Genomic DNA, 19,299 nt, shown 5'->3' on the forward strand with positions numbered 1-19,299 from the left:
ACATGTCTCAGACTATAGTAAAGATAGGGATGGGAAGCTGCGGAATCGCGGCGGGAGCCCGCCCGGTAGAGGCCAAACTCAGGACACTGCTCGAAGGACACCCGGAGATAGAGATCAGGAAGGTCGGCTGCATAGGCCTATGTTTCCAGGAGCCTCTGGTAGAGGTGGAGATGGACGGCAAAACCACCATGTACGGCCACGTCACAGAGGAGTCGGTGGAGGATATCGTCAAGGAACACGTTCTGGGAGGCAAGAGGCTGGACCAGGCCCTGGTGCTCGACTCCGACGGATCCGGAATGGAAAATCCCAGGATGGACAAACAGGTCCGCATAGTCCTTCGTAACTGCGGGATAATCGATCCTGAGAAGATAGACGAATACATAGAGAGAGAGGGGTACGACGCCCTTAAAAAGGTGGTCTCCTCCATGACCTCCGAACAGGTATACACCGAGGTCCTCGACAGCGGCCTCAGAGGAAGAGGCGGAGCCGGATTTCCGACGGGGCTGAAATGGAAGTTCGCCAACCTGTCCAAAGGCGACGAAAAGTACGTGGTCTGCAACGCCGACGAGGGGGACCCGGGCGCCTTTATGGACCGGTCCGTCCTTGAGGGTGACCCTCATGCCATCATCGAGGGTATGGCCATATGCGGCTACGCCATAGGGGCCAGTCACGGCATAATATACTGTCGCGCCGAGTATCCTCTGGCGATCAAGAACCTCAACATAGCCATCGAGCAGGCCAAGGAAAGGGGCTTCCTCGGAGACGACATCATGGGCAGTGGTTTCTCCTTCGACCTCAAGATAAAGGAGGGCGCCGGGGCCTTCGTCTGTGGAGAGGAGACGGCCCTGATCGCCTCCATCGAAGGGAAAAGGGGAATGCCCCGTCCCAGACCTCCGTTCCCGGCCCAAAGCGGGGTTTTTGGAAAGCCTACCAATATAAATAACGTCGAGACCTACGCCAACGTGGCCTGGATAATCAGAAACGGATCCAAGGAGTTCTCCAAATACGGCATAGGCAAGAGCCGCGGCACCAAGGTCTTCGCCCTGGCAGGGAAGATCGCCAAGGGAGGCCTGGTCGAGGTTCCCATGGGTATGCCCATCCGCGAGGTCATATACGACATCGGCGGAGGAATCCCGGACGGCAAGGAGTTCAAGGCTGTTCAGATGGGAGGCCCCTCCGGTGGCTGCATACCGAAGGAGCTCCTTGACACCCCCGTCGACTACGAGTCCATCAACGCCACAGGAGCCATAATGGGCTCGGGCGGCATGGTCGTCATGGACGAGGACACCTGCATGATCGACGTCGCCCGCTTCTTCCTGTCCTTCGTACAGAACGAGTCCTGCGGCAAGTGCCCCTTCTGCCGTATAGGAACCAAGAGGATGCTGGAGATCCTGGACCGTATAACCAAGGGAGAGGGCAAGGAAAGCGATATAGATCTCCTTTTGGAGCTATGCCACCAGATAAAGGACGGCTCCCTCTGCGGACTGGGTCAGACGGCACCTAACCCGGTTCTGACGACAATAAAATACTTCAAGGACGAGTACATGGCCCATATCGTGGACCACAGATGCCCCGCAACGGTCTGTCCGTCCCTGATACACTACGTCATAGATCCGGAAAAGTGCATCGGCTGCACCAAATGCGCCAAGAACTGCCCGGTGGACGCCATCTCCGGAGAGATAAAGAAACCGCACGTCATCGACGATACCATCTGCATAAGATGCGGCAAGTGCAAGGTGAGCTGCCCCGTGGGCGCCATCTCTGTGGAGTAGGAGGCTCATGGCTATGGAAAGAAACGTAAGAGTTATCCTCAACGACAAGGAAGTCTACGGCTACCAGGGACAGAGGATACTGGACCTCTGCGCCGAGTGCGGTGTGGAGATCCCCACCCTCTGTTACAACGAACACCTATCCATCCATGGAGGCTGTTCGCTGTGTCTGGTCGAGGTGGAAGGAGCCAAGGCCCTCGTCAGAGCCTGTTCCTCCACCATAGCTCCCAACATGGTGTTAAGAACCGACACTAAAAGAGCCAACGACGCCAGGAGACTGGCCCTCGAGCTTCTCCTGTCGGACCACGTAGGAGACTGCAGGCCTCCATGCACCCTGGCCTGTCCCGCTCAGGCAAACGTACAGGGCTACATCAACACGGCGGCCCAGGGTAAGTTCGCCGAGGCCCTGGACATCCTCCACGAAAACATCGTCCTTCCGAGCTCGATAGGACGGGTCTGCCCCGCTCCCTGCCAGGAGAAATGCCGCAGGCATTTCGTCGACGAGGAACCGGTATCGATACGCAACATCAAGAGGTTTATCGGAGACAGAGCCATGGAAAACGGCGACCTCGGATACATCCCCTCCATAAAGGAAAACGGGAAATCCGTAGCGATCGTCGGAGGAGGCCCTGGAGGCATGAGTGCCGCCTATTACCTCCGTCTCAAGGGATATTCCGTCACGGTGATAGAGAAAGAGGCCGCTCTCGGCGGAATGATGCGTTACGGCATACCGGACTACCGTCTTCCCCAGGAGGTCATACAGAAGGAATGCGATTGGCTTCTGTCCCACGGTATAGAGGTCAAGCTCAACACCTGCATGGGCAAGGACGTCACCCTCGATCAGCTCAGGGACGAATACGACGCAGTTCTCCTGGCCATGGGCTGCTGGAAATCCTCCTCCATGAGGACCGCCGGAGAGGATCTTCCCGGAGTTCTGGGTGGAATAGACTTCCTCTACACCGTCAACCTTCACGATCCGATCAAGATCGGCAACAGGGTAGCGGTGGTGGGAGGCGGTAACACCGCCATGGACGCCTGTCGCTGTGCAAAGAGGCTCGGAGCGGAAAAGGTCTACATCGTATATCGCCGCACCGAGGCAGAGATGCCGGCTGAGGCCATAGAGATACAGGAGGCCAAGGAGGAAGGCATTGAGTTCATCTTCCTGGCAGCTCCCAAGTCCATCGAGGGAGACGGAAAGGTCGAGAGGATGGTCTGCGAGAAGATGGAGCTCGGCGAGGCCGACGCCTCCGGCAGACGCCGTCCTGTACCGACCGGAGAGACCTTCACCCTCGAGCTGGACAACGTCATAGCTGCCATCGGTCAGGGAATCGATTTCCAGGGACTGCCCTCCTCCATCCACGACGGACGCAGGATGACCGTCGACGGAGACTTCGAGACCCCTCTTCCAGGCGTTTTCGTATGCGGAGACCAGCAGACCGGCCCCAAGATAGCCGTCGAGGCCCTCGGAACGGGACACTGGGCTGCGGAGAGCATCCATCACTATCTGACCACAGGCAAGGCGAAGAAACCCTTCGTCTACGACGTGGTTCGAGACGACCTGGGACCCGACGACTTCCTCGACAGGGAGAAACAGCCCAGGGAGCAGACCGCCCACGTCGATCCAGCCATAAGGCTCAGCAAGCCCTTCGAGGAATACGATGCGGGGCTTACGGAGGAGCAGGTTCTCAGAGACGCCTCCCGCTGCATGGAGTGTGGATGCCCCGACGTGTTCGAGTGCAAGCTACGCCGCTACGCCATAGACTACGAGGTCAACCCGGAGAGGGTCGCAGGCGAGCACGGAAAGGGCATAGAGGAGGCCAACGAGTTCTACGTCCGCAACATGGACAAGTGCATCCTCTGCGGACAGTGCGTCCGGACCTGCGACGAGATAGCCGGATTCCACGCCATAGATTTCGCCAAGAGGGGCTTCTCCTCCACCATCTCGCCGGAGTACTTCAAGGGTATAGATGCATCGGACTGCACATTCTGCGGCCTCTGCGTCCAGAACTGCCCCGTAGGCGCCTTGGTCGAGAAGAGAGCCGAGCGCTGGCCTCACCAGGAAAAGCCATCCCTCGTCAGCACCACCTGCGCCAAGTGTCCGGTGGGATGCGAGATAGACATGAACCTCGACACATCGAAGGAGAGAATCGTCAGGATCACCAGCGACTTCAACAAGGTGGACAGTCCGGCCTTCGGAATGACCTGCGTCAAGGGACGCTACCAGTTCGACGACGTCTCAGAGGATCGCATAGGTTCGCCTATGGCGTCGGGAAAGACCATATCCTGGTCCGAGGGAGCGACCAAGCTCGCGGACTCGGTCAAGAAGGCATCCAAGGTAGCATTCGTCCTCGGAGGCAATCTGACCAACGAGGAGATGGAAGCGGTAACCGAGTTCGTCAAGCTCTCAGGAATCGACGCCGACATCGCGGTGGACGGGGTGGACTGCTTCGCCGGTCTGACCTCCGCTATGGAGAGCTCCTGGGGCTGCAAGTCCTCCGGTGCCGGATACGACAGCCTCATAGAGGCCGACTGCGTTCTTCTTCTGGACGACGACCTGTCTCAGGATCAGCCGGTCATGGCCTCCTGGATTCGCCGGGCCATGAGGAAAAACGGCGCAGCCATGATCTACGCAGGATCCCACAGCGACCGTTTCGACATGGGGGGAGCCGTCGTCCTGAAAGACTCGGTGGATAAGGTCGCCAAAGCCTTGAAATCCGCCATCGTGGACGGAAAGAGCGACGGAGAAAACATCGCCAAGGCTGCAGAATTCCTAGGCAAGGCTAAAAAGATCGCCATAATCGTCGGCAAGGGCGCAGGTTACGACTCCGACGCAGGAGAGGCAGTGATCGCCCTGGCGGACGTCCTCAAGACCAAATCGGTCTACCCTCTCTACAGGGGAGCCAACGTCCAGGGAGCCATAGACTGCTCGATCGCGACCAAGTCCATCGAGGAGGTCAAGAAGGAATCCTACGACCTCACCGTATTGGTAGGCGCGGTATCGGGATTCGAGTTGAACTCCTCCGTAGTTTTCGTAGCGACCAACGGCAAGGCCGAGGCATCTAAGGCCACCCTTGCCCTTCCCATGACGGCATGGGCGGAGAAACGGGGCACCATGACAAACATGACAGGCAGAACCGTGTCCTGCAACCAGGGCCCCAGGATCTTCGAGGAGGCCAAGGAGCTGGGCTGGATCCTGTCCGCCACCGCCAGAAGGATGAACCTGGAGATGGCAGCGGTAAGATAGACCGTTTTCAGGGTATTTTCGGGGTCGGAGGAAATCCTCCGGCCCCTTCTCTATTCCCGATCCGGAGGAGGAAAGACCAAATGGGAAAGACTAAAAAACTCAGGGAGGACTGTCTGGAGATAATCCGTTACAGCCTGGAGAAAAACCTTCCGGACCGATCGACTAGAGAAACCCTTCAATCGATGGACCTGAAGGGCCCCATCGTCTGCCTGGCGGTGGGCAAGGCGGCTTGGACCATGGCCAAGGCCACGTCGGAGGTGCTCGGAGACAGGATCTCCAGGGGCTTGATCGTGACGAAATACGGCCACTCCGGAGGAGACGTCGCAGGAATGTCTATAATCGAGAGCGGCCATCCCGTTCCGGACGGGAAAAGCCTGGAGGCCGGTAAAGCCGCTCTCGACCTGGTCCATTCCACGACGAAAAAGGACCGTCTATTAGTGCTCCTGTCCGGAGGCGGATCCTCTCTGATGGAGTTCCCTCTCGAAGGGGTCTCCCTGAGGGACATGGCAGAGATCACCGATTCTCTTCTGTCCTCCGGAGCTCCAATAGAGGAGATCAATAAAATAAGGAAGAGGCTTTCGCAGGTCAAGGCAGGGCGGTTGGCACTGGCTGCCTCCCCCTCCTCTATAACCAACCTGATACTCTCCGACGTGCTGGGAAACGATCTCGGTTCGGTGGCGTCCGGCCCCACAGTTCCGGACGACGGCACCGCGGAAGAGGCCATGGAGGTAGCCCTAAAATACGGAATTAGGCTATCCCGGGCGGCGAAAGAAGCGCTGAAAACGGAGACGCCCAAAGTCCTCGATAAGGTCGAGACCATAGTACTGGGAGACGTCTACCGACTCTGTACCTCCGCGGCTGAAAAAGCGAATCAGCTGGGATACGAGACTGAAATTCTGGCGGAAGATCTGAACTGCGAGGCTCGACAGGCTGGCAGCTTTCTGGCGGCCATCGCCAGGAAAAGAGGCAGGGATAACCCCAGGGCCTTGATTCTCGGAGGGGAAACGGTGGTTCATCTCAAAGGAGAGGGCAAAGGCGGCAGGAATCAGGAGCTGGTCCTGTCGGCCGCCGTAGGGATGGATGAAGTCGAGAACGCCGTGGTGGCATCGGTAGGATCCGACGGGACCGACGGACCTACCGATGCGGCAGGGGGAATGGTTGACGGAGACTCGATCTCCAGAATGAGGGCCTCTGGAATAGATCCGATCGCCCTCCTGGAGGACAACGATAGCTACCGAGCACTGAAGGCATCGGAGGACCTGATAATAACCGGCCCCACCGGCACAAACGTGAACGATCTGATCCTACTCTTAAAACGATAACGGCGAAGGGCTCGGGATTTTCCCCGAGCCCTTGATTTTATCTGTTATTCCTCTTCCGTCTCAGACTGCCTTCTTGCTATTACCTTCTTGGAGATCTCCTCCGGGACCGGGTCGTAGTGGGAATATGACATGGTGAAGTTCCCTCTGCCGGACGTCATGGACCGAAGCTGAATGGCGTACTGGAACATCTCCGCCAGGGGCACCTGGGCCTTCACTATCTGAAGCCGTCCCATAGAGTCGACTCCCATGATACGCCCTCTCCTGGTGTTCATGTCTCCCATAACGTCTCCAAGATAGTCATCCGCAACAGTCACCTCGACGTTCATGACCGGTTCGAGAAGGACCGGATTTGCCTCGGATATCCCTTTCTTGAAGGCCAGATGTGCAGCGGTTTTGAAGGCCATTTCCGAGCTGTCCACATCGTGATATGAGCCGAAAACCAAGGTGGCCTTGAAATCGACGGTACGGAATCCCGCCAGGACTCCCTTGTCGAGAGCTTCCTTGAGCCCCTTCTCCACCGCCGGAATATACTGTTTTGGAACGGCCCCTCCGACGATCTTGTCCTCGAAGACGAATCCCTCTCCGGTCGGAAGGGGAGAGAACTCTATGTGAACGTCCCCGTATTGACCGTGACCTCCGGTCTGCTTCTTGTGTTTTCCCTGGGCCTTGGCTGTCTTCCTGATGGTCTCTCTATAGGGAACCTCAGGAGTCCTGACCTCCAGCTCTACGCCGTAACGCTCCTTTATGCGGGAGAGCACTATGTCCAGATGAAGGTTGCCCATTCCGGACAGGACGTTGTCGCCGGTCTCGGCGTTCTTCTCGAACTTTAGTATAGGATCCTCCTCCAACATCTTGTGCATGGCGGTGGAAAGCTTGTCCTCGTCGGCCCTGCTCTTGGCGTCTACAGCTATGCTGTAGACCGGAAGGGGGAATTTTATCGGAGGGAACACGGCGGTAGCGCCCTTGACCGAAAGGGTGTCTCCTACCCTGGTGCTCTGAAGCTTGGGAATGGCGACGATCATGCCGACGGTAAGTTCCTTTACGTCCTTGCCGTCCTTGCCCTGCATGATCTTGAAACCGCTTATGCGCTCCTCTTCCTGACGGTTTACGTTATATATCATCTGATCGGAGGTCAAGGTTCCCGAGTTCACCCTTATGAAGCTGAGCTTACCCACATAGGGATCGACCATGACCTTGAAACACAGTGCGGAAAACGGGCCGGAGGGATCGGGGCTCATCTCGACCTCTTCCTCGCCGTCGACGGCCATACGGGACCGGGTCTCCAAGGGGGATGGAAGTTCGTCGGCTATCACCCCGAGAAGCTGCATTATACCGACGTTGGCAGTTGCGGAGCCAGGCAGTATGGGGAATATCTTTCTCTCCGATATGGCCTTTCTGAGAAGGGGCCACATCTCCTCCAGGGGAATCTCCTCTCCGTCGAGATAGCGCATCATCATATCGTCGTCTTCCTCGACGATGTTTTCCACAAGCTGTCCTCTCTGGACGTTCATGGTGTCCTTTAGATCCGCCGGGACCGGGACCTCGTCGAAATCCTTGCTGCCGTCTCCCTTGTAGATATAGGCCTTCTCCCGAAGGACGTCGATAAGGCCCTTGAATTCCGATTCCTGACCTATCGGCAGGAAGAAACTATGGGCTTTTTTGCTGAGTTGCTCTCGGATATCCTCGACCGTTCTCTGATAGTCGGCGTTATCCCTGTCCATCTTGTTGACGAAGAAAGCGACGGGGGTACCGAAGTCCTCGGCAAACTCCCAGGCCTTTCCCGTCTGGACCTCTACTCCGTCCACGGCGCTAACGACCATCAAGGACGAATCGGCCACCCTCATGGCGGACCGCATCTCTCCCAGAAAATCGGCGTAACCGGGAACGTCCATCATGAATATGGTCTTGCCCCCATACTCCACGTTGGCGAGGGCCGTGCTGATGGAGATCTGACGCTTTTGCTCCTCGGATCCGAAGTCGGTTACGGTGTTGCCGTTCTCTACGCTACCTAACCGGTTTATCACGCCGGTGTCGAACAGCATTGCCTCGGTCAGCGAGGTCTTTCCCGCTCCGCCATGTGCGACGATTGCAATCGATCGAATATCTTCTGGCTTGTACCCCATCTTCGTACCTCCTTGAGACTCAGCGTTAGCGCTGGTGACGATTCAGATTCCGATGCTTCGACGACGGTCCAAAAACAGGGACTCCCGATGAAGCGGGTTCCCCCTCCCCACGCCTCGGGAGCAGGGGGAACCGCCACTATTGTACCAGATCAGTAGTCTCTGATCATCGGGGTAATTCGATATCCAGTATCTTGGCGACCTCCCTGGGGTCCGCCTGCCCTCTGGCTTCCTTCATGACCTGTCCCTGAAGGAACTTGCGTTTTTTGTCCTTTTTGTCATCGCCGGAACGGATCACTTCGACTACGTCTCCGTTGGCCTCCAGGACGGATTGGACCAAAGAGGCCAGTCCGTCTCCCGAGAGGTTCCCGGCGGTCACACCACAGGCATCTATGGCCTCTTTCAGGGAGATCTCCCTGGATACCATGGCGTCGAAGACCTCTTTTGCCGCCGTGGTCGAAAGCTTTTTGCCCTCCACCATCCGCAGCAACTCGACAAGAGCGGCCGGAGACAGAGAGAACTCGGAGATATGCCCTCCCCTTTCGTTCAATACCCGAAGCACCTCTGTCCTTATCCAGTTGGAGGCCCTGGCGGGAGACGCCCCGGCCTCCACGCAGGCCTCGAAATACTCGGCCAGGTCCTTTTGCTCCGTAAGTACCGAGATATCGTCCTGGGGGAGGTCGAAGTCCCTCTCATATCGGGCCTTCTTGTCCCATGGAAGCTCGGGCAAATCCCTCTCTATGTCCTCTACGTAGCTATCCGACAGAACCAGTGGGGGAAGATCGGGCTCGGTGAAGTAACGGTAGTCGTTGGACTCCTCCTTGCTCCTGGACGAGCTGGTCTCTCCGGCGCTGTCGTCCCAGTTACGGGTCTCCTGATGGATCTCTCCTCCGTCGGAGAGGATAGCGCCCTGACGTCTAATCTCGAACTCCAAAGCCCTCTCCAGGGCTCTGAGGGAGTTCATATTTTTGACCTCGACCCTGTTGCCCCACCGTCCATCCGATACCTTGAGGGATATGTTGGCGTCGACCCTCATGGACCCCTTTTCCATGTCCCCGTCGGAAACGCCGAGATATCTGACCATCTGACGGAGGGTGGCGACGTATTCCTTGGCCATCCTGGGGGAAGTTATGTCCGGCTCGGATACTATCTCCGCCAGGGGAACGCTGGAGCGGTTGTAGTCAACGAAGGACTGGGTGGATCCGACGATACGACCGTCCGAGGCTCCGTGGACCAGCTTTCCCGCGTCCTCCTCGAGATGAAGCCTGGTTATGCCGACTTTATAGGGCTTACCGTCGTCGCCTGTGACAGTAACCTCTCCCTTCTCCGCAAGAGGAACGTAAAACTCGGAGATCTGGTATGCCTTGGGCAGATCCGGGTAAAAATAGTTCTTCCTGTCGAAGCGGGTAACCCGGTTTATAGTACACCCCAAGGCCAGACCGGCTCTGACACCGAGCTCAACAACTCTCTCGTTCAGAACCGGAAGGGTTCCGGGCTGACCGGTGCAGAGAGGACATATATTGGTGTTGGGCGTCGCTCCTATGTAATCGGTGGAACAGCCGCAGAAAAGCTTTGTCCTGGTGTTCAACTGTACGTGTATCTCCAGCCCTATGACGGTCGTAAAGGTCAGGGACATCACAGATCACCTCCATCGGCTATTTTGGCCCCTCCGAAACGGTGTTCCATCACCGCAGCGGTGGAGAGAAGCTCTTTCTCGCCCCATCGGGGAGCTATGAACTGGACTCCAAGAGGAAGGCCTTCCTCGGAAAAACCGACGTTGATGGATATTCCCGGAAGCCCCGCCATGTTGACCGGAATGGTGAAAACGTCGGCCATGTACATGGCGATCGGATCGTCTATCAACTCACCGACCTTGAAGGCCGGGGTCGGAGAGGGCGGCAGTATTATGGAATCGACCTTTTCGAAGGCCTTGGCAAACTCCTGCTTGATGACCTTTCGCACCTTCTGAGCCTTCAGATAATAGGCATCGTAGAAACCGGCGCTCAGAACGTAATTCCCTGTCAGGATACGCCTTTTGACCTCGTCCCCGAAACCGTCCTTTCTCGTCTTGAGATAAAGCTCCATCAGACTCTCAGAATCCTTTGAGGACGATCCATAACGAACTCCGTCGAAACGGGCCAAGTTGGAGCTAGCCTCGGCAGGAGCCAGTATGTAATAGCTGGCCAATCCGTGATCGATGGCGGTTCCCAGAGATATCTCGACCATCTCCGCCCCGGCCTCCTCACAGGCCTTCATCGCTTCGGAGAGAGCCTTTTTCATCCTTTCATCATAATCGTACTCGGCGACCTCTTTGAGATAGCCGATCCTCTTTCCCTTCAGATCTCGAGCGGCCAGGGCCTGGGAGAACTCGTCCGCGGGTACCGGCTGACTGGTGGAATCCATTGGATCGTGAACTCCCAGAACCTCCATCACCAGGGCAATGTCCTCGGCGGTCCTGGCGAAGGGACCTATCTGGTCCAGAGAGGACGCAAAGGCGACCAAGCCGTAGCGGCTCGTTCTTCCGTAGGTAGGTTTCAGGCCGTAGACTCCGCAAAAAGAAGCGGGCTGACGGATGGAACCGCCTGTATCGCTGCCCAAGGCGATAGGGGCATATCCCGCTGCGACCGCGGCGGCACTTCCTCCGGAACTTCCCCCTGGAACCCTGTCAAGCGCCCAGGGGTTGGAGGTGACACCGAAGGCCGAGTTCTCGGTGGATCCGCCCATGGCGAACTCGTCCATGTTGGCCTTGCCAAGAAGGACCGCTCCTGCTTCGAATAGAAGCCTCACCACCGTGGCGTCATAAGGGGGGACCCATTCCTCGAGTATCCTGCTGGCACAGGTGGTCTTTATCCCTGCCGTACACATGTTGTCCTTCAGTATCACCGGAACCCCTCCGAGAGGCCCCAGGTCCTCTCCGGAAGATCTTCGCCCGTCCAATTCCCTGGCTCGGGCGATGGCGGCGTCGGCCGTAACGGTAAGCATGGCATGGATCTCGGGCTCCTTGGACTCTATCCTGGAGAGGCAGGAACGAACGACATCCTCGGCGGAGAAACGTCCATCTCTGACGCCGGACGCTATCTCCATCGCGGAAAGTCTGAAAAGCTCCATCACGCATCCCCTCCTATTCTAGGCACCTTTATGAAATCGCCCTCCCGCGAGGGGGACTGATCCAATATGGCGTCCCTGTTCTCCCAGCGAACCGGCTCGTCCTTGCGGAGCTTCAGGGGCTCGGCGTCCTCTATAGTGAAGGGATCCACATCGGACAGATCCAGCTCCTCCATCTTGCCGAAATAGTCCAGGATCGTGTTGAAGTGCTCCGTCAAAGGTCCGACTTCGTCTTCTCCTACCTCAAGTCGGGCCAGCAACCCCACCTTCCTGACGTCTTCAGGGGTTATTTTCATCGTCTATTCCTCCTTTTCTTTACCGGCAAGGGAGTCGACCATCTCGTAGAATCCATCTTCGTCCAAGACGGGGATTCCCAGCGATACGGCCTTATCGAGCTTGCTCCCCGGCGATTCTCCTGCCACCACGTAGCCGGTTTTGCCGCTCACGGAAGATGTGGCCTTGCCTCCCATGGACTTCACCAGCTCCTGAACCTCCGAACGACTCGCCCTTTTCAGCTCTCCGGTGAAGACGAAGGTCGTTCCCGAGAGCGGTTTCCAGTCCGGCGACGTCTCAGGCCGCCTCTCCTCCATTCGGACTCCGTGATCCATCAACCTATCGAGAGTTCGGATGTTTCCGTCGTCGGAGAAAAAGGCCTCCAGCGACGCGGCTATGGCGGGACCGATACCATCGACAGAACCGAGTTCCTCCGGATCGGCTTGACGAAGGGCCTCCATGGATCCGTAACGTTCCACCAGAAGCTCGGCCACCCCCTTGCCTACGTGCCTTATACCCAGCCCCGCCAAAAGAGCCGCCAGAGGACGGTCCTTGGATCCCCTTATGGCTGAGATCAAATTGGACGCCGATTTAGGACCCATCCTGTCCAACGAGATTATCTGTTCTTCTCTAAGGTCGTAGAGGTCGGCCAAGTCCCTAACCAAACCGGATCCCACCAGCTGAGAAGCCACCCTCTCTCCGAGACCTCTAATATCCATGCATCCTCTGGAGGCAAAGTGCCTCAGCTCCTCGTTCATCTGGGCGGGACAGGACTTATTGGGGCACCTCCAGGCGGACTCGTCGGGAAGACGAACCGCCTCGGAGCCGCAGATAGGGCAGTTGCGAGGCATCTCGAAGGGAATCTCCGTTCCGTTACGGGCCTCCAAGTCCACCGACACTATCTCCGGTATTATCTCGCCGGCCTTTCGGACCTTGACCCTGTCTCCTATCCTGACGTCCTTCCTATGTATCTCGTCCTCGTTATGCAGACTGGCACGACGGACAACGCTGCCGGCCAGTTGAACCGGTTCCAGTATGGCCACCGGGGTCATGGCACCGGTCCTGCCCACCGATATCTCTATTTCCTTCAGGACGGTGGTCTTCTCCTCCGGAGGATATTTATAGGCCACGGCCCATCTCGGAGCCCTGGCTGTTCGACCGAGCCTGTCCCACTGCTCCACGGGATCGGCCTTCACCACCACCCCGTCGGTGACGTAGGAAAGAGAGAAACGCTCTTCCCGCCACCGGGCCACGAATGCCTCCACCTCATCCAGGTCAGAACAGAGTTTCCATGCATCCTGGACCGGCAGACCCGCTTTTTTCAACCAAGACAAAAGACCGGACTGGGAATTTATGCCTCTCTCCTCTGGAGATACCACGGCGTAGACGAACAAATCGAGCCGCCTTGCAGCTGCCACCTTCGGGTCCAGCTGTCTCAGACTTCCGGCAGCGGCGTTTCTGGGATTGGCGAAAAGGGGATCCCCCTTCTCCTCCCTCCGCTCGTTCAGCCCGGCGAAGCTGTCCTTCGCCATGTAGACCTCGCCTCTGACCTCCAGCTTTCCCGGCACATCGATGTCTAGCCTGAGAGGCAGCGATCTCACCGTCAAGAGGTTGGAAGTGACGTCCTCCCCGACGGAACCGTCCCCTCTGGTGGCCCCTCCTACGAATACCCCGTCCTCGTAGATCAGAGAGACCGCCAGCCCGTCTATTTTAAGCTCACATACCCAGGGGAAGGAACTTACGGGGCCGGTCGCCCTGGAGAGAAAGGATCGAAGCTCCGAGACGTCGAAGACGTCGTCCAGGCTCAGCATTGGGTGGGAGTGTACCACCTTGAGGAAGCCGTCCATAGGACGGCCTCCTACTCGGCGAGAGGGAGAATCGTCTGATACGAGGGTCGGGTGCTCTCTCTCCAGTTCCAGAAGCTCCCTCATCATGCGGTCGTAAGAGCTGTCGTCGATCTCAGGGCTGTCCAACACGTAATAGAGACGATCGTGCCTGGCTATCTCTTTCTTGAGGCTTTCGTACCGCCTCAGGATATCCCGAGAGACCATGGAGGTATCAGGCCTTGGGCTTCATCGTCGGAAACAGGATAACGTCCCTTATGGATCTGCTGTCCGTCAGGAACATAATCAGCCTGTCTATGCCTATCCCCAGACCTCCCGTCGGAGGAAGCCCCTGTTCCAGGGCGTTGACGAAGTCCTCGTCGAAGGGATGGCCCTCCTCGTCTCCTGCCGCCTTCAATTTTGCCTGATCCTCGAAGCGGGCCCTCTGATCTATAGGGTCGTTGAGCTCGCTGAAACCGTTGGCCACCTCGCTGCCGCAGACGAACAGCTCGAAACGATGGGTGTAGTCCGGCTTATCCGGATTCCTCTTGGACAGAGGGGATATCTCGGTGGGATGGCCCATGACGAAGGTGGGCTGCACGAGATGTTCCTCCACGAATTCCTCCACCATCATGGTGAGAACCTTGAAGCGACTTTCGTCGCCCTCCAGCGCCAGTCCCTCGCCCTCGGCTATCCTGCGGGCCTCGTTATCGTCGTCTATGCCGTCGAAGTCCACCCCGCAATGCTCCTTGACCAACTCCACCATGGTGGCCCTACGGAAGGGTTTGCCAAGATCCAACTCGGTTCCCTGCCATGTGACCGTGGTGCTGCCTGTGGCGTCGATAGCCGCCTTTCTAGCTATCTCCTCTGTGAGGTCCATCATGTCGACGTAGTCGCTGTAGGGCCAGTAGACCTCCATGCAAGTGAACTCGGGGTTATGCATGGCGTCCATTCCCTCGTTGCGGAAGTTCTTGCCCATCTCGTAGACTCGCCCCATCATCCCCACGACAAGCCTCTTGAGGTGAAGCTCCGTGGCTATACGGAGGTACATATCCAAATCAAGGGCGTTGTGGTGGGTCACGAAGGGTCTGGCGTTCGCCCCTCCAGCCAAGTAAGACAAGATAGGGGTATCAACCTCTAAGGTACCGTGATCCTCGAGGGTCTTTCTAACCGAAGATATTATCCTCGCCCTCTGACGAAAGACGTCCCTGACCTCGGGATTTACCATCAGGTCGACGTACCTCTTACGGTAGCGGACCTCAGTATCGGTAAGACCGTGCCACTTCTCAGGCAGGGGCCTCAATGCCTTGCTGAGAAGCACGCACCGAGTTACCGCTATGGTAAGCTCCCCTCTCCTGGTACGGAAGGGATGTCCCTCTACACCGATGATATCCCCGGCATCTATCCATTTCTTGAAGAACCGGTAGGGATCCTCTCCCATGGAATCCAGACGGAAATAGAGCTGCATGGACCCCGTCTCGTCCTGCATGTTGGCGAAAGAGGCCTTTCCCTGTTTTCTGACTGTCATAAGACGGCCCGCCACCGAAAGGGAGACATCCTCTCTGGACTCGTCGACGACGATATCGTCGTGATCTCTACGGACCTCGACCAGGGTCTGCTCGACTTCCCAGCTCTCGTTGACATAGGGATCGTATCCCTCTTCCTCCCTCAACCTCCTCAGCTTGTCCATCCTCTGGCTGAGTATCTCCTCCTCGGGAGTCAAGGATCCCCGTTCCATATCACTCATCTTTTATTCCCCTTTCGAAAAATTGCCTCCAGTCCCTGATACGGGAGTACATGGCACCCCAGTCGGACGCGGACGCTATAGCCCTTCTGTAGGAGGAACAACCGGGTACGCCCCGGAAGATCCCCGACATCAATCTTTTCAACAAGACCAAGGCCACCCTCTCCCCGTGGAAGGTCGACAGATCTTCCGCGAGATCGGAAAACAAAGCCGCCCTAGTCTCGATAGACGGCGGATCGTCGTAGACCGGATCTCCGATATTATAGCCCAAGTGAGAGAGGATTCGGGGCAACACGAAGGGATCGGTCACGCCTCCCCTGGCTAGAAACACCGAAACACAGCCTCCAGACAGAGCCTTCGACACGTCCTCAGGACCGGAGATATCTCCGGAGGCGGATATAACACCGGGCAAAGCTTGGGCTACCCGACGGACCTCTTCGAAATCGGAGGTCCCCTCGTATCTCTGAGAGGCGGTCCTGCCATGGACCCCTACGTTAGCCGCACCTGCCTCCACCAGAGCCGACGCGAACTCCAGCGTATCCGGTCCCGATCCGTCCGGCACTATCTTTCTTATCTTGGGCCACACGGGAAGGCCAAGGCAACTCAGACGTCGGACCATATCGACCGCCAGATCCAGTCGGTCCAGGAGCCTGGCTCCGGCCCCCTTCTTGAGGACCTTAGGCATGGGACAGGCCATGTTTATGCCCAAAGCATCGAACGAAACTCCCAAAGACAGGGCGATCTCCGCACCCCGCATGAGGGTATCCGAGTCCCCTGCGAAAAGCTGGAGAACCAGAGGCCCCTCTCCGGGAGCCCTGAAAAGCATTTCCGTAGTCTTCCTGTTCTTCCTCGTAAGTCCGGCACAGCTGACCATCTCGGTGTGAGCCAACCCGGCTCCGAGCCGCCAGAACATCCTTCTAACCGCCGGAAGGGTGACTCCTGCCATAGGAGCCATCATTATCGGATTGGACAGTTCCAGCCCCCCTACGATGACGGAGGGTCCCACCATACCAGGCCTAAGTGAGCCTGTCATATATCAACCTCAATCCCTCCAGGGTCAGCCAGGGTTCCAGGGAGGAGATCGTCTCCGAGACCGACGCGACTGTCGCCGAATGTCCTCCGGTGGCGATCACGGGACTCTCACTTCCGATCTGCTTCCATATCCTGCGGACCAGAGCATCCACCGAACCGGCGGTACCGTAGACTACGCCGGACTGAATGGCCCACCTGGTGTTTTTCCCTATTACCGATCCCGGAGCCTCCAGCGCCACCTGCGGCAGTTTGGAGGTCTTGCCGAAAAGGGCGTCCATGCTGGTTACCAACCCCGGCGATATCGTGCCTCCGAGATAAGCTCCGTCTTCGGATATGACGTCCAGAGTTATGGCTGTTCCGAAATCCACCACTATCAGAGGCGCCCCATATTTGGATATTCCCGCCACCGAGTTGACCAATCTGTCGGCCCCGACCTCCCAGCGGTTTTCGTATGCTATGAGAAGCCCTATGTCGAGATCGGCGTTGACCCTTATACAGCCAACCCCTATGTAGGACTCGACCGCCTCCGCTATTATGAGATCCAAAGAGGGGACCACGCTGGACATGGCGGCCCCGGTTATGTCCGACGGAGAGATTGACGAAAGCATAAGCAGGTTCAGCAGGAGGATCCCCACCTCGTCGGAAGTTTTCCTCTCGGACACCAATCGCCAATGTCGGACCAGACGGTCTCCCTCGAATACTCCTATAACGGTCGTCGTGTTCCCTACGTCAATGACCAGAATCATGGTCTACACTCTCCTCTCACAAAAAATCCATCAATAACTTCTCGAGAGAGACGAGGACCAGCAAAAGGACCCCGCCTCTGTAGATAGGTATTCTGAATCTAAGGATCATCACTATCGTCACCACCCCGACGGCCAAAGCCGGAAACCATGGATTCCAACCTACGGACACGAAGGGGATAGAGTCCGCCCCCAGAGCCCAAAGCTCGAAGGCCCCCTCGGGAATCAGGGTAAATATATCTCCTCCCGGAAGACCGAGAAGGACAGGAAGCGAGCAGAGCACCGCCAGGGGAAGCAGCACCGCGAAAACAGGCAGAGCTACGAGATTGAGGAGCAATCCATTGGCCGATACCGATCCGAAGGCTCCCGCTATCATAGGAGCCGTTACGACCCATAGGATAGGGCTCATAGCCAGTGCCTTTTTCCAGGTGGAGACTCCCTTGATCGACGCCATGGCCGTCACCACCAGAGCACAGGAGACCGACAGCCGCCACCCCAGATCCCAGAACCACCAGGGACGCCAGGCCAATAGCGCTATAGCGGCCAAAGCCACCGAGTTAACCCCGGAGGAAGGTCGTCCGATCGCCGGCCCCAAGGTCGCCAGCTGTATCATCAGGGCAGCCCTGACCGAGCTAGCCGCCCCTCCTGCCAGAAGTACATAGAGCCACACGACGGCGGAGACGAATAACCAGGCCAGACGAAGCCGTCTGAAAGCCACCCAGGCCAAAGCGGCCGCCACTCCTACGTGAAAACCGGAGACCGCCAGGAGATGGGCTGTTCCCCATCTCCTGTGAGACTTTTCCAGGTCAGGGTCCTTCCCTCCCAGCAACGACGCCAGGAGATAGCCTCTCGTGAGAGGGGGTAGCCTGAGAAGTATCCGTCTCCTGAGGTTCGATCTCAGGGACCCCAATGAGAAAGTCCGGCCCCTGTCTACCGACTTCCCGACTATCAGCTCTCCCGAAACTCCCCTGGCCAGCCAGTAGAGCCTCTCGTCGAAACCTCCCTTATCTCTCGCCCCTCTCAGAGGTACAACCTCCCCGGACAGAGCCAGCTCGGTTCCCTCGAGAGAGGAACGGATCGCAGGGACCTTGGCCACGAAACGCCCCTCCGAGGTATCTATAACCATGGCCCTGCCCCTGCCCCAGCTACGCTCGGCCACGACGATACCGGTCGAGTCTATAGGACCGAATGGAGAACTTCCATCCAGCCTTACGGAACAATAAAAGGCGACGACGAAGGATATCGTCGTCACCAGGGCCGCCATGACGTAACGTCTTTTTTCCCACTTAACCGACAGAACCATCAGAGATCCCAGAGCGAAAAGGGCGGCTATCGCTCCCATGACAAGAGGAGGGAGCCTTGAGGACCAGGGGAGGGACAGACAAAGCGACAGCAATACTGGGACGGCCGGAGCCTCCACCAGAAGATCCATCTAACGCACCGTGACCAGAGTCCTGACGGTCTCCAGCTTTTTAGGACCTATGCCCTTTACCTTGGTTAGCTCATCCACCGAACGAAATGGACCGATCTTTTCCCTGTAGGAAAGGATTGCCGCGGCGGTTTTAGGCCCTATTCCGGGAAGGGTCTGCAATTCCTCCGACGAAGCGGAGTTGAGGTTCACCGCTCCGGAACGTGTCGAAGCTGAACCGGTGGAAGATCCGGCATAGGACAGAGCCGTGACCGACGACGGACTTCCGGATCGGCCGGTATCGATCGGAGCCCTCACGGCCTTCGATCGAAGAGGGACGTGTACGTGGGCACCGTCGACCAGTGGAGCGGCTAGGTTGACCGAAACGTCGTCGGCCCCCGAGGTCATTCCTCCGGCGGACTCCACCAGGTGGTACACCCTGCTACCGCTGGGCAGGTGATAGACCCCGGGAGATTCGACCGCCCCGGTCACGTAGACCACCCAGCTCTCGGGGGCTTTCCTGGGAGCTGGTTCGTCCTCTACCCTGGGAGCCTCCTTCACGGACAGGGCCGGCCCCGCCTTGGATGTGGGTTCGGACATACCTTCCCAGCGTCCCGAAAAAGAGCGAATCATAAGCCCGGCGCAGCCGAAACACACCAGTCCCAACAGGATCAATCCTATATGGAGAATCCGGTTCTTCCCCTTCATATTAAGAC

Annotated in this window: 13 protein-coding genes; 3 read left to right on the forward strand and 10 right to left on the reverse strand. The window is 57.7% G+C overall.

Translation table 11 applies throughout. The features are described 5' to 3' along the window. The first annotated feature begins 2 nt into the window (after positions 1–2). The 3 genes from L2W48_RS05360 (at position 3) to L2W48_RS05370 (ending at position 6,335) form a co-directional block, all read left to right on the forward strand. Positions 3–1,772 (forward strand): NADH-ubiquinone oxidoreductase-F iron-sulfur binding region domain-containing protein, encoded by a 1,770-nt coding sequence (locus L2W48_RS05360; RefSeq protein ID WP_236098576.1) that lies wholly within the window; start codon positions 3–5, stop codon positions 1,770–1,772. 13 nt (positions 1,773–1,785) lie between these two features. Beyond that, entirely contained in the window at positions 1,786–5,013 is a 3,228-nt protein-coding gene (locus tag L2W48_RS05365) for an FAD-dependent oxidoreductase (RefSeq protein WP_236098575.1), read from the forward strand. Positions 5,014–5,093: 80 nt separating this feature from the next. Further along, positions 5,094–6,335, forward strand: coding sequence for a glycerate kinase type-2 family protein (locus L2W48_RS05370; protein WP_236098571.1), 1,242 nt, complete (start codon positions 5,094–5,096; stop codon positions 6,333–6,335). Between the two features lie 44 nt (positions 6,336–6,379). Here the strand turns inward: L2W48_RS05370 and fusA are convergent, their stop codons facing one another. The 10 genes from fusA to L2W48_RS05420 all read right to left on the reverse strand — a co-directional run bounded on the left by fusA (position 6,380) and on the right by L2W48_RS05420 (position 19,291). Next, a complete protein-coding gene (gene fusA / locus L2W48_RS05375) occupies positions 6,380–8,458 on the reverse strand; it encodes an elongation factor G (protein ID WP_236098569.1) in 2,079 nt (692 codons plus the stop codon). A 163-nt stretch (positions 8,459–8,621) separates the two neighbouring features. Continuing rightward, positions 8,622–10,091: an Asp-tRNA(Asn)/Glu-tRNA(Gln) amidotransferase subunit GatB gene (gatB, locus tag L2W48_RS05380; RefSeq protein ID WP_236098567.1), complete on the reverse strand. Its 1,470-nt coding sequence runs from the start codon at positions 10,089–10,091 to the stop codon at positions 8,622–8,624. Then, complete coding sequence (gatA, locus tag L2W48_RS05385) at positions 10,091–11,563, reverse strand: Asp-tRNA(Asn)/Glu-tRNA(Gln) amidotransferase subunit GatA (protein WP_236098565.1); 1,473 nt, start codon at positions 11,561–11,563, stop codon at positions 10,091–10,093. Before gatA ends, gatB begins: the two co-directional genes overlap by 1 nt. Further along, the gene (gene gatC / locus L2W48_RS05390) at positions 11,563–11,856 is read right to left on the reverse strand and encodes an Asp-tRNA(Asn)/Glu-tRNA(Gln) amidotransferase subunit GatC (RefSeq protein WP_236098560.1); all 294 of its coding nucleotides are present in this window, start codon (positions 11,854–11,856) and stop codon (positions 11,563–11,565) included. Before gatC ends, gatA begins: the two co-directional genes overlap by 1 nt. Before the next feature lie 3 nt (positions 11,857–11,859). Continuing rightward, positions 11,860–13,884, reverse strand: a complete 2,025-nt coding sequence (ligA, locus tag L2W48_RS05395) for an NAD-dependent DNA ligase LigA (RefSeq protein WP_236098559.1) — start codon at positions 13,882–13,884, stop codon at positions 11,860–11,862. A 7-nt stretch (positions 13,885–13,891) separates the two neighbouring features. Next, positions 13,892–15,403 (reverse strand): lysine--tRNA ligase, encoded by a 1,512-nt coding sequence (gene lysS / locus L2W48_RS05400; protein WP_236098553.1) that lies wholly within the window; start codon positions 15,401–15,403, stop codon positions 13,892–13,894. After that, positions 15,396–16,433 (reverse strand): tRNA dihydrouridine synthase, encoded by a 1,038-nt coding sequence (locus L2W48_RS05405; RefSeq protein WP_236098550.1) that lies wholly within the window; start codon positions 16,431–16,433, stop codon positions 15,396–15,398. The genes lysS and L2W48_RS05405 overlap by 8 nt, the downstream gene beginning before the upstream one ends. After that, on the reverse strand, positions 16,417–17,178 hold the full coding sequence (locus tag L2W48_RS05410; RefSeq protein WP_236098543.1) for a type III pantothenate kinase: 762 nt from the start codon (positions 17,176–17,178) through the stop codon (positions 16,417–16,419). Before L2W48_RS05410 ends, L2W48_RS05405 begins: the two co-directional genes overlap by 17 nt. Before the next feature lie 16 nt (positions 17,179–17,194). After that, positions 17,195–18,607: a ComEC/Rec2 family competence protein gene (locus L2W48_RS05415; protein ID WP_236098541.1), complete on the reverse strand. Its 1,413-nt coding sequence runs from the start codon at positions 18,605–18,607 to the stop codon at positions 17,195–17,197. Beyond that, a complete protein-coding gene (locus L2W48_RS05420) occupies positions 18,608–19,291 on the reverse strand; it encodes a ComEA family DNA-binding protein (RefSeq protein ID WP_236098539.1) in 684 nt (227 codons plus the stop codon). Positions 19,292–19,299: the final 8 nt, after the last annotated feature.

Source organism: Dethiosulfovibrio russensis, assembly GCF_021568855.1.
In the GTDB taxonomy this organism is placed as follows: Bacteria; Synergistota; Synergistia; order Synergistales; family Dethiosulfovibrionaceae; genus Dethiosulfovibrio; species Dethiosulfovibrio russensis.

Bases quoted from the DNA above. Each gene is read 5' to 3' on its own strand.
- gatA (WP_236098565.1), bottom strand. From the start codon at position 11,563: ATGGAGCTTTTCAGACTTTCCGCGATGGAGATAGCGTCCGGCGTCAGA.
- gatB (WP_236098567.1), bottom strand. From the start codon at position 10,091: ATGTCCCTGACCTTTACGACCGTCATAGGGCTGGAGATACACGTACAG.
- L2W48_RS05410 (WP_236098543.1), bottom strand. From the start codon at position 17,178: ATGATTCTGGTCATTGACGTAGGGAACACGACGACCGTTATAGGAGTA.
- fusA (WP_236098569.1), bottom strand. From the start codon at position 8,458: ATGGGGTACAAGCCAGAAGATATTCGATCGATTGCAATCGTCGCACAT.
- ligA (WP_236098559.1), bottom strand. From the start codon at position 13,884: ATGGTCTCTCGGGATATCCTGAGGCGGTACGAAAGCCTCAAGAAAGAG.
- L2W48_RS05370 (WP_236098571.1), top strand. From the start codon at position 5,094: ATGGGAAAGACTAAAAAACTCAGGGAGGACTGTCTGGAGATAATCCGT.
- L2W48_RS05365 (WP_236098575.1), top strand. From the start codon at position 1,786: ATGGAAAGAAACGTAAGAGTTATCCTCAACGACAAGGAAGTCTACGGC.
- L2W48_RS05415 (WP_236098541.1), bottom strand. From the start codon at position 18,607: ATGGATCTTCTGGTGGAGGCTCCGGCCGTCCCAGTATTGCTGTCGCTT.
- L2W48_RS05360 (WP_236098576.1), top strand. From the start codon at position 3: ATGTCTCAGACTATAGTAAAGATAGGGATGGGAAGCTGCGGAATCGCG.
- gatC (WP_236098560.1), bottom strand. From the start codon at position 11,856: ATGAAAATAACCCCTGAAGACGTCAGGAAGGTGGGGTTGCTGGCCCGA.
- L2W48_RS05420 (WP_236098539.1), bottom strand. From the start codon at position 19,291: ATGAAGGGGAAGAACCGGATTCTCCATATAGGATTGATCCTGTTGGGA.
- L2W48_RS05405 (WP_236098550.1), bottom strand. From the start codon at position 16,433: ATGACAGGCTCACTTAGGCCTGGTATGGTGGGACCCTCCGTCATCGTA.
- lysS (WP_236098553.1), bottom strand. From the start codon at position 15,403: ATGAGTGATATGGAACGGGGATCCTTGACTCCCGAGGAGGAGATACTC.